13 protein-coding genes are annotated in these 16,152 nt (G+C 53.1%); 4 read left to right on the top strand and 9 right to left on the bottom strand.

Features of this window, described 5'->3' with window-relative positions; genetic code table 11:
* Positions 1-158 precede the first annotated feature (158 nt).
* Positions 159-1,019 (top strand): AraC family transcriptional regulator, encoded by an 861-nt coding sequence (locus FLT43_RS22000; protein ID WP_087440726.1) that lies wholly within the window; start codon positions 159-161, stop codon positions 1,017-1,019.
* A 106-nt stretch (positions 1,020-1,125) separates the two neighbouring features.
* On the opposite strand, the gene hflX is transcribed toward FLT43_RS22000, so the two are convergent.
* From hflX to FLT43_RS29765, 6 genes are all read right to left on the bottom strand, one after another.
* Positions 1,126-2,400 carry a GTPase HflX gene (gene hflX / locus FLT43_RS21995; RefSeq protein ID WP_087440579.1) on the bottom strand — a complete coding sequence of 425 codons (1,275 nt, stop codon included), beginning with the start codon at positions 2,398-2,400 and terminating at the stop codon, positions 1,126-1,128.
* A 657-nt stretch (positions 2,401-3,057) separates the two neighbouring features.
* A complete protein-coding gene (locus FLT43_RS29780) occupies positions 3,058-3,210 on the bottom strand; it encodes a hypothetical protein (protein WP_164776476.1) in 153 nt (50 codons plus the stop codon).
* 175 nt (positions 3,211-3,385) lie between these two features.
* Complete coding sequence (locus FLT43_RS21985) at positions 3,386-6,985, bottom strand: family 10 glycosylhydrolase (protein ID WP_244194023.1); 3,600 nt, start codon at positions 6,983-6,985, stop codon at positions 3,386-3,388.
* 1,174 nt (positions 6,986-8,159) lie between these two features.
* Positions 8,160-8,450 carry a transposase gene (locus tag FLT43_RS30905; protein WP_423250189.1) on the bottom strand — a complete coding sequence of 97 codons (291 nt, stop codon included), beginning with the start codon at positions 8,448-8,450 and terminating at the stop codon, positions 8,160-8,162.
* A gap of 28 nt (positions 8,451-8,478) precedes the next feature.
* Complete coding sequence (locus FLT43_RS30590) at positions 8,479-9,114, bottom strand: transposase (RefSeq protein WP_221936164.1); 636 nt, start codon at positions 9,112-9,114, stop codon at positions 8,479-8,481.
* Positions 9,090-9,296: a hypothetical protein gene (locus FLT43_RS29765; protein ID WP_221936163.1), complete on the bottom strand. Its 207-nt coding sequence runs from the start codon at positions 9,294-9,296 to the stop codon at positions 9,090-9,092. The genes FLT43_RS30590 and FLT43_RS29765 overlap by 25 nt, the downstream gene beginning before the upstream one ends.
* A 499-nt stretch (positions 9,297-9,795) precedes the next feature.
* On the opposite strand from FLT43_RS29765, the gene FLT43_RS21975 reads away from it, so the two are divergent.
* Both FLT43_RS21975 and FLT43_RS21970 read left to right on the top strand, forming a co-directional pair.
* On the top strand, positions 9,796-10,629 hold the full coding sequence (locus FLT43_RS21975; protein ID WP_087443225.1) for a hypothetical protein: 834 nt from the start codon (positions 9,796-9,798) through the stop codon (positions 10,627-10,629).
* 254 nt (positions 10,630-10,883) lie between these two features.
* Positions 10,884-12,176: a histidine--tRNA ligase gene (locus FLT43_RS21970; RefSeq protein ID WP_307719737.1), complete on the top strand. Its 1,293-nt coding sequence runs from the start codon at positions 10,884-10,886 to the stop codon at positions 12,174-12,176.
* Positions 12,177-12,284: 108 nt separating this feature from the next.
* On the opposite strand, the gene FLT43_RS21965 is transcribed toward FLT43_RS21970, so the two are convergent.
* The 3 genes from FLT43_RS21965 to FLT43_RS21955 all read right to left on the bottom strand — a co-directional run bounded on the left by FLT43_RS21965 (position 12,285) and on the right by FLT43_RS21955 (position 14,827).
* Complete coding sequence (locus tag FLT43_RS21965; protein WP_087443224.1) at positions 12,285-13,136, bottom strand: DUF6612 family protein; 852 nt, start codon at positions 13,134-13,136, stop codon at positions 12,285-12,287.
* Between the two features lie 414 nt (positions 13,137-13,550).
* Positions 13,551-13,733, bottom strand: a complete 183-nt coding sequence (locus FLT43_RS21960) for a hypothetical protein (RefSeq protein ID WP_087443223.1) — start codon at positions 13,731-13,733, stop codon at positions 13,551-13,553.
* Between the two features lie 218 nt (positions 13,734-13,951).
* Positions 13,952-14,827 carry a radical SAM/SPASM domain-containing protein gene (locus tag FLT43_RS21955; RefSeq protein ID WP_087443222.1) on the bottom strand — a complete coding sequence of 292 codons (876 nt, stop codon included), beginning with the start codon at positions 14,825-14,827 and terminating at the stop codon, positions 13,952-13,954.
* 500 nt (positions 14,828-15,327) lie between these two features.
* On the opposite strand from FLT43_RS21955, the gene FLT43_RS29760 reads away from it, so the two are divergent.
* Positions 15,328-15,771, top strand: coding sequence for a hypothetical protein (locus FLT43_RS29760; RefSeq protein ID WP_140399036.1), 444 nt, complete (start codon positions 15,328-15,330; stop codon positions 15,769-15,771).
* The last annotated feature ends 381 nt before the right edge of the window (positions 15,772-16,152 follow it).

Here is a 16,152-nt window from a genome sequence, read left to right as displayed (position 1 = left end):
CGACTCAACAACTGACAGGAGACAAGAACAATCAACAATAATCAGGATAATAATATATGTTGAAAATGGGTCTGATTCCGCTTGTATATCCTTGTTTTTCCTCTTATTCTACGGTACACTGATGCAAATCCCCCCAATGGAGCTAAGCACCTGTGGATATGACCGAAGCCAAAGAAACGAATTTCTATGAATCGGATATATTCGACATTAGCCGGGAACGGAAGGTCCGTTCCAGCATGCCTTCGCGTCATTACCATGATGCCTATGAGATTTTCTATCTTGTCTCGGGCGAATTATCGTACTTCGTCGGGGATAAGACCTACCATCTGGTGAGCGGCATGCTGCTGTTCATTAACGTCAACGAGATTCATAAGCTGGTCAATTCGAGCGGCGCGGTCTTCGAACGCATCACGCTTCAGTTCAAGCGGGAATTCATCGCGGACCTGCTTCCGAAGGAAGGGGAGTTCGACGTGTTCTCCACCTTCCAGGCCGATACGCATCTGCTCCGTCTCGACGGCAGCGAGCAGAGCACGGTAGAGGGGCTGTTCGATCGGATGTTGCATGAATCAGTGCGCCAGCCCCCAGGCTATGCGTATTATGTCAAAATATTGCTCATTGAACTGCTCATCTATTTAAAACGCAAAGCAGACAGCAGCCAAAACCAGCTTGCAGGCTGCACACAGCAGGTTCATCCCAAAATCATCGCCATCGTCAACTTCATCAACGAGAACTACAACCGGCGCATTACGCTGGATTCCATCTCCCGGCAGTTTTATATCAGTCCCTCTTATTTCTGCAAAATGTTCAAGGACAGCACCGGCTTTACGCTGATCGAATACGTGAACAACGTCCGCATCAAAGAGGCGCGCCTCCTGCTGCGGGATACCGATGCCAAGGTGGGAGATATCGCGGAACGGGCCGGCTTTGAGAGCCTGACCCATTTCGGGCGCAGTTTCAAGGAGTTGACGGGATGTACCCCCTTAAAATATCGCCAGATGCAGCGTTCGAACCGGACCTGAACGGGAACCGCTTCATCCTCCCAGCCATCTTCGCCCCAACCCAAGTACGCAAAAAAGCCGCCCCTGACGATAGTCAAGGAAGCGGCTCTTTGGGTTCAGCTTAGGCTTAGGCCTCGCACACATACTGCGCAAATTTCTGATAATCGCTCTGACGGCACTCCAGGGTCAGCTTCGTCCCCAACTCCTCGTATTCGGTCGCGAGGACGTTCGCATGCTCGTTCAAGTAGGACACATGCTGTCCCTGATCATAGGGAATGAGCATTTCGCATTTCACATAATCCTTGAACACATGGGCACGAATGGCGGCGATCAATTCATCGATGCCCTGCTTGCGCTTGGCGGCCATATAAATACTCGAATCCTGCGATTCGGGAATGGCGCCTTCCTTCAGATCGATCTTGTTGTACGCATAAATCATCGGGATCCCTTCGATTCCAATCGCCTTCAGCGTCTCATTCGTGATGCGGATATGCTGTTCATATTCCGGATTCGAGAAATCGACGACATGGACCAGCAGGTCCGCCTCTTTCACTTCCTCGAGCGTCGAGCGGAACGCCTTGACGAGATGATGCGGCAGCTTGCTGACGAAGCCGACCGTATCGGTCAGCAGGAAGGTCTTATTGTCCTCCAGATCGATGCTGCGAACAGACGTATCCAGCGTGGCGAAGAGCATATCCTTCTCGAAGACGAATTTGTCCTTCGAATCCGTGAACAGCTCCACCAGCGTGTTCATCACTGTCGACTTGCCCGCGTTCGTGTAACCGACAAGCGATACGACCGGAAGCTCAGTTTTCTTCCGCTTCTTCCGCTGGGTTTGGCGATGGGCCACAAGCGTCTCGAGTTCCTTGTTCAGAGCGGTAATCCGCTCCTCAATCCGGCGGCGATCCAGCTCCAGCTTTTTCTCCCCCACCCCTTTGTTCCTCGTGCCGACCCCGCCGCTCTGACGGCCCAGCGATTCCCGGAGACCGACCAGACGCGGCAGCATATATTGCAGCTCCGCCACTTCCACCTGAAGCAGGGCCTCCTTCGTCTTAGCCCGATCGCCGAAAATATCGAGGATAAGGAGCGTGCGATCGACGACCTTGCAGTCGAGATCCTTTTCCAGATTGCGAAGCTGCGACGGAGACAGCTCATCATTGAAAATGACCATATCCGCCTCATGCTGATTCAGCATTATCGCCACATCCTGCAGCTTGCCGGTGCCGATATAATGCGACGTATTAACCTTGCTCAGGTTCTGCGTCACGACGCCGACGACCTCCACGCCGCAGGCCGCGGCCAGATTCGCCAGTTCCTCCATCGAGTAGTCGAAGTCCGGCTGATGATTCAGATTTACGCCGGCCAGTACCGCTTTTTGCGGCTGTATCGTAAGTTGTTCCATATTTATTCCCCCGTTGCGCACCCAAGCCTCGCCTGGGTACGTATCATCATTATTGTGAATCATGAGTAAGCAATACAAAAAAAACACAGGCATTCCGCCTGTGCGTCGAGTCATCGGAAGACGAGCCCCGCGAAGAAGCCGCTTAGCGCAAAGGAGCATAGCATCCCTGCATATAAGCATACCCCGCACGGCACGCGTGAAGTCACGGTCACCCCGCAAGCCTTCCATCCTGCCAATATCCTAGTAGAGCTACAGACGCTCGGCCAGCAGGCTCCGTTACGGAGCAGGCAGGCGCACGAATGAAGGCGTTCGCCGAAGAAGAAGCGGCTTCATCCAGCGCTTCGTTCCTGGCAGGTGCTGCGTCATATAGGCACAACAAAAGAGGCAGGCATCGTCCCTCCCTCTTCTGTCGCGCAACATATTAGGGTTCCTCTGAGCAACCAAGGCAGACCATTCCCGATCACTCTGCACACAGGCAGAGCAAATGAGCACTATTCAGTTAGTGTCACATACGTTCAATCGGATTCTTCCCAAGCGGAAGATGGCTGCCATGTCAATCATCGGTGACCCTCCGTTCTGTCAAAGTTATCCTCATCCTAACACAGGTCCATCCCAAGAGCAAGAGCAGGTACGAAACTTTTCCGGCAATGGCTCTCTTCACCCTCGAGGCTCTTTATGCTTCTTCTCCTCCTGAATCACGGCCTGCACAGCCGGATCGTCCAGCAGATTTCCGGTCTTGACGGCACTGACTTCCATATCGGGCTCCGTCTGCAGCGCTTCATTAATGACTCCCGATGAGGTTAAGCCCATGACGGCAGGTATACGGAAGGCATAGCCGCTCTGGGGCAAGGGGGAGATCAGCGGATCGATTCCGACGATTCCACCCCTCCGGTTCCCCCACCAAGGTCGCCCACCCCGTAGAGAAAAAGATAACCCCGGGAGCTCCCGGTTATACAACATGGCCTGTTCCGTTTCTTCGCAACCGTTATTCCTTCTTCTGCACGATATTCCAGACGATGACCGCGGCCTGCGCCCGGTTCGCCTCGCCCTTCGGATGGAACAGGCCGCTGCCCGTTCCCTTCACGATGTCTGCCTGTGCGAGCGTCGCAACCGCCTTGGCGGCATAGGAAGCAATCGATTCCCGATCCTTGAACCGGGCCAAGACCGACTCCGCATCCGCTGCCTCTGGCATGCTCGTGAAGGCGGCAAGCGCCTTCGCAGCCATAACCGCCATCTCCTGACGGGTGATTGGACGGTTCGGCTCGAATCTGTCCTTGCCGGTGCCCTGCACCAGCCCGGCCTGCTTCGCTGCCGCGATGACGGTATAATGCCAATCCGTCTCCTTCACATCGTTCCAGTTGAGCGGCGTGCCGTCATCCTGCAGATCGAAGGCGCGCACGAGCATCGCCGTGAACTCGGCTCGCGTCACCGGCTTCAGCGGCCGGAACTTGCCGTCCATATCCCCCCTGACGATCCCAAGCGCCGCCAATTGCTGAATAGCCTCCTGCGCCCAAGCCACCGGGGTAAGATCCGGGAAGACCGGAACGGCCGCTTCTACCGGCGGAACGGTCGGCGTCATAGGGTCCGCAGGCGGCGATGGCTTGGAAGGCGCCGGAGACGGAGACGAGGAGGAACCGCCCGACGATGACGGCGGATCGGACGGAGTCGGCTTCGGCTTCGGCTCGGCCGGTTCCGCAGCCGTCAAGGTGACCGCTTCGCTGGCAATGCTCTCGTTATGAAGCCGATCGACGGCGGTCACCACATACGTGTATTGTTGTCCCTTCGCCGCCGCGCGATCCACGTAAGTCTGCATCGCTTGCCCGGCCTGCTTGCGCATCGTGCCAAGCAGATGCGCCGGGTCTGCGATGCTGCCCGCGGTCTTGCCCTCGAACCGATAGACGGCAAAGTACGACTCATCGCTCGCCGTCTTCCACTTCAGCTCGATGCCCCCGTTCGCATTGCGGGCCGATACCCCGGAGGGTGCGGCCGGAGCCCGCGCATCAAGCCAAGGCATCGCCGGTACGAGCGCCGGATACCGGTACAGATCGCTCCGCAGACGATCCGTGAAGCCGAGCGGATTCGCGGCGAACCATTGGGCACTGAAATACATGCTGCCGGACACTTCCGCGAAATTGCGGTTGAAATTCACCTGGTTCGGCATTTCCTCCGGATCCATCCAGCCATCACCCTGTCCGATGCGGTAGATTGCCTGACCGCTGTACAGATGCACGTTCTTCCCGGACGTCACCCCGCTCCACCAGGCAATCAGTTTGTCATAGGCGGCCGGAGAATAGCCCATATACCAATAAATCTGAGGAGTGATATAGTCGATCCAGTCCTCCTCCACCCATTTTTTCGAATCGGCGTTCAGTGCTTCATAGCTGCTTAAACCGTTCGTATCGGAGCCTTCGGGATCCTTGCTCTTATTTTTCCAGATACCGAACGGGCTAATGCCGAACTTAACGTAGCTCTTCTCCCGCTTGATCGCCTCGCTTACGCCGCATATGAACTGGTTCACATTATCCCGGCGCCAGGCAGCCCGATCCGGGAATTCCGTGCCGTACTTCGTATAGGACACATCGTCCGGGAATTCCGTGCCTTCAATCGGATACGGGTAGAAGTAATCATCGAAATGAACGGCATCGATGTCATACTTTTTCACCACCTCCATGACGCTGTCCGTGATAAATTGCCGCGCCTCCGGATTGCCCGGATCGAAATACAGCTTGCCGCCAAACGAGATTACCCAATCCGGATGCTTCCGCGCCGGATGATCCTCCACCAGCCTCCCAATATCGTTCTTCATGCTGACGCGGTACGGATTGAACCAGGCATGGAATTCCATATTCCGCTTATGGGTTTCCTCCAAAATGAACGCGAGCGGATCATACCCCGGATCCTTTCCCTGCACGCCCGTCAGCCACTCCGACCATGGGCCGTACTCCGACGGGTAGAAGGCATCTGCCGTCGGCTTAATCTGCATAATGACCGCATTCATTCCCGCGGCCTGCAGCTCGTCGAGCAGCTTCCTGTACTGCTGCTTCTGCTCCTCTGCGCCGGTCGTGCCCTTCGCCGGCCAATCGATATTTTCCACCGTCGCGATCCACGCCGCTCTCATCTCCGCCTTCGGAATAGCCGCTGGCTGGTTGACCACGATATACACGGAACTCGTCTTGCCCTCATACGTTGCCATTATGCGCGTTCCACCTGCCTTGATTCCGATAACCATCCCGTTCTCATCGACCGAGGCGACCTCAGGATTGCTGCTCGTATACTTCACGCCTTCCGTAATCTTCACCGGCTCCTCCACCCACGAATAGATGCCGTACACCTCCGTCTCGAACGAGCCGCCGATCGCGACCGCGCTCAAGCTCCGTAATTGGATGCTCTCCAGCTCAGGGTTCGGCTCGGTCACCTCGATCTCATGCACCGCCGAGATACCGCGGTAGGTTACAGACGTAACCGTAATCGTCGCCGCCCCTATCGCCCGCGCTTCAAGTCCGCCGCGGTCATCGACGCTCACCACTTCCGGCCGGCTGCTGGCGAAGCTGGCGCCGCCGAACATTTCCACCGGCGCCTCGTTACCCGCGTAGACCGCATACGCCTTCAATGCGCCGGTTGCTGTCCGCACCATCTTCTGCGGGCCGGACACCTCAATCCGCTCCAGCTCCGGCGCATCCTCCGTCACGTTCAGCGTCACCCGGACCGGGGGCGCATCGCCGTATTCGGCCATAATAATGGCAGTTCCGACGCCGACGGCCGTGATCGAATCATACGTCGCCCTTGTCACCGTTGCGACACTCTCGTCGCTGCTGGTCAGGTGGACGCCGCTCTCGATCCGCTGGGGAGCCGTACTGCCGTTGCGCGTCTCAACGACTTGGATCGCTTGGCTGCTCCCGGCCTGCATTTGCGGCGGCAATCCAGCGATGTCCAGCTGAAGAATCGGTGAGCTTGCATAGATAGCGGACAGCCGATCGAAATAGATGGCTCCGCTGTTTTTGTTTTCCGCTTTTGTCGCGGCCATATAGATCTGGTTCAGCTTCAGAGGCCATTGTATATTTTGCGGAACGTCAGCGGTGACATATTTCCATCCCTGCCAATTGAAGCCCGATGACGTCGTAAAATCGATCGCAGGTAAAGCCTTGTCGCTCCCATCCGCCACCGCTGCACGCAGCCAGTTATTGTTTTGATTGCCGTACACCCATACGCCTAGCTTCCGGGGCTTGCCCGGGATCACCCTCCCCCTTGTGCCATCCGGATTATAGAAGTTCACATACGCTGCCGATGTATCCGGTTGGCCGATAAAGTCATAGCTCAGCTTTACCGCATGATGACCGTGATAGATGGTCTCCGGCCGGCTGACCAGGCTCAATTCGGCGGAATTGGCTCTCACATGGCTGGCCCGCAGGTTCTCGAGATTCTCGAATTCCTCCAGCACGATCGGCCCCGCTCCGTCCGCTTCTTCCGCATAGACAAGCGGTAAAGCGCTTCCAAATCCGGTTAACCCCGTCCCCAGCAAAAGAATAAGCGCCACCATAAGAGACATCATCGCCCTGCCGTGAAATGAATGCCGTGTCCTGTTCATTCGTTCATTCACTCCCTAATGAGATGATTGATCACATCTTAGCTTCTTTCGTGTTGTCAATCATGCTGCCAAGCATAGCGAACAGATATCAATGCTCCCTCCTTTACTCTCATCTGAACAGCTCGCGGCTGTTACTTCCTATCATATTGAAACATTATTTTAAATATCAATACACTTTTTAAAATATAATTTTAAAATAGGGCAGGAATTTCCCCGTTGGATGACGTATTAGCGCCACGTCTCCTCATATGCCCGCTGCTTTCGCTTTCCTGGCGACCCTGACTTCCGAGTCAAGACCGGGATGGAGAGTGCCGACGGCATAATACCAGCGGCAATCGATCGTGCTCATCATCAGCATGGCCGTACGCAGTTTTTGGGATAAAGCCGACAAAGCCGCTTCTATGCAGAAGGTAGGTAAAGCGCATGTTCTAATGTCAGGATTTTGCCGGAAAAGCTACTAATATAAGGAAAGTTGCAATTTTGAAGGATTGCGGCCGACGCCCTGCTTGGTGAGGGGATGCTGCAAGTCTGCAGAATTTTGACCGACACCCTTACTTGGTAGCGGCCGAAATTGCGAAAATTTTGCCCACAACGCTACTTCGCTAAAAGGAATGCTGCAATTCTGCAGGATTTCGACCATCCCCCCTACTTGGTAAAGGGAATGCTGCAAATGTGCAGGAATTTAAGATATTTCGGCTTGGATCGGAGGAAGTCGAGTGGAATTGATGTAGTTTTGCAGGAATGCTGCCAAATCGGCCAGTCAAAACAAAAAATTGCTGCACTGGTGCAGGATTTCGCCAAAAAACCGGCCCCTCTACCTCAATGTCATTAAGTTTAGCTCCAAGACAAGAGCGGAAATAAAAATGGAATCCGAAACGGCATGGGAAAAAGCCCTGTGCCGTTTCTTTTTTGTATACAAGCAAGGAAAAAAGTGTACAGCAAACAAAGCGGAGGGATGATCCGCTTAAAAAAATGTTCATATGAAACAAATTATGCTACTCTATAGACGAAGCTAACCACTGATTTGTAGCGTATTTTGCGCGTATTCTGCTGCCCTGGGCGAATGGGTCGAATCGGCAAAATGTTTTTGCGAATCAGCGCTTCAACATCAGGCGGGGGTTCATCGTCCCTTGAGCGCAGGAAGTGTCTACACACGTGAACGGCAACCGTGAAGTTAACTTGATAGGGGGTGCCGTTTCTCCATTTGGGAAATGACGACGTGCGAGGTTATCATTTCAGCGAAATTGTACAGGATCATTCTTGCGAATATCTCCTGGGTGATGGACTCTCGTTTCTTTGCATGAAAATTCGTCAGACCGACAGTGTACTTTAATGCCCGGAATGAGGTTTCAATGCCCCATCGCATGTTATACATTGACATGATTTCACCCGGTGGGAAATCCGTGGCGGTAAGATTCGTAATGACGGTCTCAAAAGCGCCACTCGGCAGGACGAAACGAACCACCCGAAAGGAAATCGGGTAAAACAAGTTCTCATGCAAATCCAAAATCAAAGGTTGACGTGGAAGGAACGAACTTGTAAATCTCGGGATTAGCCTTGACCTCTTTGGTTTGTTTTTTGGTGAGTGTCAGATGAACGTTCCTATCAAACTCTCCGCTAGAGGGCAAACGCAAGCCCGAAAGAATACCATTGGAATCCAAATCCTTTACCCGTATGACATAGTTCCACCCTTTGCGTTCAAGATGCGCGAAATTGTTGTAACTTTCATAACCTCTATCGGCAATCACAATGGTTTTGCCCTTGATTGGAGAACGGTGAACCATAGCAGCCAGCGCCCTTCCCTCGTTGCATAACCTTCGTGGCTGAACAATGGCATCCACGTACAGTCTGTTGCACAAGTCATAGGCAGCGTTCAAATGCAGAAGGTTATAGCCTTTCGTGTTCGGTTGACTTTGAAAATAGGTGTCCGTGTCCGCAGAGTCAGTTGCGATATGCAAATCCGAACCGTCAACGGCAAGTAGCCGATACCCTCGGTAGTCCTTGATATCCGTAACCGATTGCGTAAATGCGTGAAACAAGAATTCCACAGCAGACGGCAGCACTTTATTCCTCTGTTGGACAAAAGCGGAAGTGGTTGCGGTGTTTACGTCATAGCCTTGTGATTCCAAAGTTCCTTATATAGGCTGTTCCCTCCCATGGAGATCAGGAGTTGCATCACCGTTTCAAAGGGCAGCTTTTTCTTTCGGGTAAAATCTTTTTCAGGGTTTTTGACATAAGGAGCTGGTGCGGCTGCCATTTCTCGTATGAGGGATGTCAGCGTTTTTTTTAGCGAATTCGCATACTCATTCATGGACGTGGCCTCCTCGTGTTTCAAGGGTCTTCGCCACACATATCCATCTACCTGTTAAGTCTTGATTTTCTTTCAAAAAAAGAGCGGGCTATCTTTTCGATAACCTGCTCTTGTGCTTGATTATGGTTTCCACGCCTTATCTTAATGACATTGCCCTCTACCTCTCCTATTTCCACAAACTCCGCTTTTCACAATGACGCACTGACGCACTATAAAGGCACTCAGGCCGCTCTATACTACGAAGTAAGGCACTCTCATCGTCTGTTTTGAGAAGTATAGCACTATCATCATCTGTTCGCCTTGACAAGTCTTGCATTCTTTCATATCATTAACTTCAATGACATATAACGGCACTTGCGATGGAAGCACCCGCAGGAATGGGCTTGATGGCCCTTCTTGCAGGTGCTTTTTTGCTTTTTCCTTTCTTGCGTGCGGGGATATGGAAGACAGGCAGGGCCGGATATCTTATGAAAATGATGAAGAGAGGATGGGATTGAACATGATGAAGAAACTAGGCGCGATCATGACGGCGCTCCTCGTGGCGCTCGCATGCCTGTTGGCCGGCCCGGCCGCACTCCATGCGGCAGCGGCGGAGTTGTCCGCCACGGCCAAGGCCGCCTTCGACAAGATGGTGGCGGCAGCGGGCCGGACACAGGCGGACAAGCTGACTCAGCTCTACCAGGAGCTGCTTCAGCTTGAGATGTCGGAGCGGGAATGGCAGGAGAAGACGAAGCGGCTGCACTACGACAACGCGGAGGCGCTGACCGCGATCCGCCAGCAGCTGAAGGGGCTGCACGAGGAGAAGCTGAAGCGCCTCGACTCACAAGTACAAGCGGCGAAGAAGAAGTATCAGCCGCTGTTCGACGCCTACAGCGCCTTGAACAAGCAGATCTCGGCCGCGAAGCCGTGGAAGAACAAACAGTTGAACGCGGCGCTCCGCCTGCAGCATACCGGCATGAAGCCGCTCGTCCAGATCGCGCGGGAGGACATCCGCCGCCGCCAAGCCGTGCTGAAGTCGGCCAGGCAGGTCCGCACCGACGCCGTCAAGCGCATTCGCCAGACTCTCTCCGCCATTGATACGGTCAAGGTCCAGATCAGGAGATTGAAGAGTGCCGCTGGCACCTATAAGAGCAATCTCTCTGCGGCCCGGAGGACGCTGACGCAAGCCGCAAGGAAGGGCGATGCCAGCGCCAGCTTGAAGGCGCTCGCCTCGATGACATCCTCCTCCCGCCAGCGGACTGAACGCAGCCGCCAAGTCTTGCAGCTGGAGCAAAAGATCGGAGATATCATTCAGAAGGCGAGGACGCAACTCCAGTCTTATTCTGCTTCGTGAGATCGGCGGAGGAGTTGATTGCTTTTTCCCAACCCATACGCTATACTCTGTAATATTACTTGCGATGGAGGAACCTGCTCATGAACCGAATCAAGCAGAACCAACTTCATCATCACAAGAAGCGTTAGCACCCCTGAACTTATCAGGGAGGGCTAGCGCTATTCGCGTTGGCCTCCCTGCGGCATATATCCGGCGCGCGGGACCAAGAGGTCCGGCGCGTTTTTTATTTTCCATATGAACAAGGGAGGATGGATATGATGCAAAATGTAAAAGGTACTTATGATTTTTTCGGTCCGGAGCAAGCGGCGCGCCAGCAAGTGCAGGACGTGCTGCGGAACCTGTTCGAGCTGTACCGCTTCGAGGCGATGGAGAGCACGATCTTGCATGAGCTTGATGTACTGGCCTCGAAATATGCCGGCGGGGAAGAAATTGTGAAGGAAATGTACCGGTTGAGCGATCAAGGGAAACGGCAGTTAGGGCTTCGCTATGATCTGACGATCCCGTTCGCCAAGGTCATCGCGATGAATCCCGGTCTGGAGCTGCCGTATAAGCGGTATGAGATCGGCAAAGTGTTCCGCGACGGGCCAGTGAAACGGGGCAGGCTGCGGGAATTTCTGCAATGCGATGCCGATATCGTCGGCATTGCAGGGCCGGAAGCCGAGGCCGAGCTGATGCAGCTCGCCGTCGAGGCGTTCCGCCGCCTGGAGATCCCGGTGACGATAAAATGGAACAACCGGCGGTTCCTCGGAGAACTGCTGGAATCGATTGGCGTCCCGGCCGGGGAGGCGTTGTCGGTCATGCTGACGCTCGACAAGATTGCTAAAATCGGAAAAGAAGGGGTCAAGGACGAGCTGCTTGCCAAAGGCTTGGAACCAGCGGTAACCGGGGCGATAGCGGCCCTAATGGAGAGAGAAGAGATCTCAGCCGACTCGCTCGCCACGGCTTACGGCCTCCTATCGTCGGAGGGCGTATCCGAGGTGCGCGCTCTGCAGCGTCTTATCGACGGGGCCGGGCTCGCGGCAAGCTGCGTTTTCGACCCGTTCCTGTCCCGCGGGCTGTCTTTCTATACCGGCACCGTATATGAAATTTTTGATGCGTCGGGCACCTTCACCTCGAGCCTCGGCGCCGGCGGAAGATACGACGCAATCATCGGCCAGTTCACCGGGCGTCAGGATGCAGCCTGCCCTACCGTCGGGCTGTCATTCGGCATGGAGTCGATCATGGCATTAGTTGCGCGGCGGCAGGTTGCAAGGCCCCCCGCTCCGGCCGTCGTCATTGCGATCGGGGATACCCTGCCTGAGGTTCTCCGGACCGCCGCCGCGCTTCGGGCCAGCGGGATTCGCACCTCGCTGGATACAAGCGGGCGGAAGCTCAAAAAAGCGCTCGCCTCCGCCGCATCCCAACGAATTCGCTTCGTGCTGCTTATCGGCGCGAGCGAGGCCGCCATCGGGGCGCTCCGTCTCAAGGACATGGTCGAACAGACGGAGACAGTCATCACCATGGAGGAGGCCATCTGGCAGATCGAGAGCAAGCTGGGGCTGGCATAAAGCGGAGAGAATAGATTTCTCCTTCGCCTCCAACACGCAGCGAGAAAAGCTCCACCCGCGCAAAAAACCGCCGAATCCTTCCGGATCCGGCGGTTGAACGCGAACAAATTATTGAGCGCTGTCCAGCACCTCTTGAGGCACTGTGATTTCGCCTACTTCGTCATGCTTGGAGAACGAGCTCTTCATCACCATGTCCATGGAGATTTTTTGGCCGTCTTGCTCCATTTCCATCGTCATGTTGACGTCGGACTGAAGAGGCAAGAACGATTCTTTGTTGACCGCATACGTAACTTTGACATTTTTGATATCCATTTGCTCAATCAGCGCCTGCGTTTGTGCGTCTTCGCCGCTGCCCGACTGGCTCATCAAGTCTTTAGCCAGCTCTTTGATTCCATCGCCCGACAAATCAGCTGACAATACGTACTTGTCTCCTTCTTCCGCTACTTTCATATCTTTGGAGAACGATTTGAACTGTTCCATTTGAGTCTCGATTTTCGCGGAATCTTCCAGTGATGCCACCATATCGCCAATCATTTCGTCCGGAAGCTTGACCCACTCCCCATCCACTTGCGTGTAGATCGCATCTTTCGAAATATATTGCTTAATGTCCTGTTCGCCTTGGCCCGGCATAGACATTTTCATCTCTTGATACATGCCGAACGGCTCTTTGTTGAATTCCGCCTTCATCGAGATATCAACCTTCTGCTCTTGCTTCTGATCGCCTTGAGAGACCGTAATGTTCTGGTTGATGCTCGCATCCATAGCGAAGTTCTTCATCTTTTGGCTGGCTTCCGCCATCTTCGTCAGCAGTTCATCCGCAGTCAATGCCGGCGCGCTTTCTGTTTGTGTGTCCGCCGGTTTTTCCGCGTTGGTCGCTTCACCGGAAGCGCCTTTGTCGCCGCAAGCCGTGATTCCCAACGCTAAGATTGCCCCTAATAATGCAAGTGTCCATTTTTTCAAAGCGAGTATCCTCCTAAGATCTGTAACGAATTTTCATACCTATCCATATAACCATATCCACAATCTGCGCGACAGGGGATTTAGTCCCAAGTAGGCGAAATTATTCGACTAATTATGTGGTGATAAAGGACTAAAACAGCATGACTTCAACCACCATAATTCGACAAATCACACTCTTGTCCAATGGTTATCATTCGGCTCCATCGGAACAATGGACCGCAGGGCGAGACGATCGGCAAGCCGATGCTTCAAGATGCGCTGTCCTCGCTTCTCATCATGAATGGCAATGCAAAGGGAACGAGATAAGCGGTGTTCAACGGACGGGCTCCCGGCCACGGGGTATTGTCACGATTCGACAACACCTAAGTCGCGGTTCAATTTTCGTCCCTTATAACTACTTCCTTTTTCATTTGCTTACAAACCCAATTCCCTTTTTATCAGCGCTGATGCGATATAGAGCGCCTTAATCCTGCGTATGAGCAGCGTGTGCTGAGAAGTACCTGGTTTCAATTTTGGCTGTACTTTCTCACACTTACTAATCGTTGAATCTATAGCCCGGAGAGCTTCTTCTAATTCGTCTTTCGTGAACTTATCCAAAAACCCACCTCCTGTAATAGTTGTTTCCAGTCTTTATTTCTGCATTTCCGATTGCAACACTGACCGAATATAGATATCAAACTTTGATTATATAAAATTCATACGTAAAGAAATATCATCGAATATTTCTACCTATATATTCAATGCTATTTTTTAAAATATTGACTTTGTCTATGTCTGATAGGACGTCAGCAGGGGTCCTTGTGCGATACCTTACATTAAGTTCCGAATCTTTTGCGGTATCCGCATTTCCGGCATAATTCTTCAACGGCTTCTCTTCGCGAAAATCCGTCATACAGCCGGCTCGCGCGCTCCCCCTCCACGATCTCGGCAAATGGAGTATGGTGAACATTGCCCAAGCGAATGACGCCTTCCCCGTCCAGACAGCACGGGACGACCGTTCCGTCGACCAGCACCGCCGCCTGGCTGCGCAGCCCATGGCAGAAGCCCTTGCCATCATCCTCAGGCGCATGCAAGCTTGGCCATTGGAATTCATAGTCCTGATTCAAGTAAATGCGATCCGTGATTTGGATGCCTCCCCCGGGAACCACCTTTTCCTCGATATGGTAATCCAGGTTAAATTCCTTCTCCAGCATCTCCAAGGTCTCCCGGTTCCTTCGCTTCTGCAGAGACGTGGCATGCTCCGGATTCAGATTCCATAACCGGAAGGAAAAAATCACTTGATGCTCGGCCGCCTCCCGCACGAACGATAAAATATCGGACAAGTATTGCTCCCGATTCTCCGATCCTTCATGCCCGTCGAAGCTGTGGAGGGAGAAATTCATCTGCCGAAGCGCCGGCTTGCCAAGCAGCTTATGCCGGTTCTTCCAGATCAGCGTGCCGTTGGTCGTGATATTGACCTTGAACCCTTTCTCATGGCTGGCGTCCAGCAGTTCATCAATGCGGGGATGGAGCAGCGGCTCGCCTTTGACATGAAGATAGATATGGCGCGTATGCGGCTTTATCTCATCAAGAATACGATGGAACGCGTCGAGCTGGATGAACTGCGCTTTCCGTTCGGTCTGTGGACAGAAGCTGCAGGCCAGATTACAGATGCTTGTAATCTCGATATATACTTTTTTAAAGGTCCTCAAGTCTATGTTCTCCATTCTATCTCGCTATCGGTTGTCTCTCTCATTATAGCGGTTCGGTGCAAAAATAGATGGAATTCGGCAAAAAAGATGGGATCGAGAGGTACCGTTGATCGTTCCATATACACATAAGGTGTGGCAGACAATGCACCCTGAAGGAGTCAGCCCGTTTATATTGAAATATGCCAGTTGGCGAACGGAGCCTGAAGAATAAAAGGGATGCAAGGCGGAAAAATAGTGCGCTTCAATCGAAGCGCACGCCTAGCTATCTCTCTCTTCATTTGGGGCCGAAATAAGTAGACGACGCGGCGGGCTGTGAATGACCGCTGCGTACCGGATACGGCTTAACAATTACCGGCCGGGTAATGCTTATACGGGATTTGCGGCTTCGGCTGGAACCGCGTATAAGGATCGTGGTCGCGCCATACGAACCGAGGCTTGCAGCAGCACGGGTCGGAGTTGCAGCTGCAGCATGGATCGGGTCTGCATGGATCGCATTCACGGTGGTGATGATGCGGCTTGCATCTCTCGCATTTACATCCGTCATGGTGATGGTGCTTTGGCTTGCATTTCTCGCATTTGCATCCATCATGGGGATGGTGCTTCTTGCATTTCTCGCATTTGCATCCGTCATGGTGATGGTGCTTCTTGCATTTCTCGCATTTGCATCCGTCATGATGATGATGCTTCGGCTTGCATTTCTCGCATTTGCATCCGTCATGGTGATGATGCTTCGGCTTGCATTTCTCGCATTTGCATCCGTCATGGTGATGATTCTTCGGCTTGCACTTCTCGCATTTGCATCCGTCATGATGATACTTGCTCTTATGGCAACGACTCTTGCCGCCGCATCCCGGCATATACATCGTCGTTTTTTCGCCGCTGCACGTTTTCCATTTCACTTTCTCGACTCGTCCCCATTCGATATTGCTCAACCATTGCTCTAACAGCTCCTGACTCAGGATGTCATACTTTTTCGTCAAATCAAATTTTAGCTTTTGGCCGCAGTTATATCTGACTTCGACTTCAGCCAGATCAACGTCTCGAATGGCATTCATCACTCTCTCATAACCGCTCATCATCAACACCCTTCATTCCTTTCCCCTTCAAATTTCTGCCGAAGGTGATGAAGCAACAATGACCCGTAACAACAAAATAAAGAGATTTGATAGGGTACATGCATAACGCGATGATAGGCATAATATCAACAGGAGGTCATCTATTTCGGCTGATGCTATAAAATATGCTTGTATTTCCTATTTGGAATAGGTAGACTGCTGGACAATCAGCCTTAATTTCGAACAGGCATGCCAAAAACCGCGCGCCTC

It is taken from the genome of Paenibacillus thiaminolyticus (genome assembly GCF_007066085.1).
Taxonomy (GTDB): domain Bacteria; phylum Bacillota; class Bacilli; order Paenibacillales; family Paenibacillaceae; genus Paenibacillus_B; species Paenibacillus_B thiaminolyticus.
The sequence above is the reverse complement of the archived record's forward strand: the minus strand, read 5'-3'. Positions and strand labels throughout refer to the sequence as shown.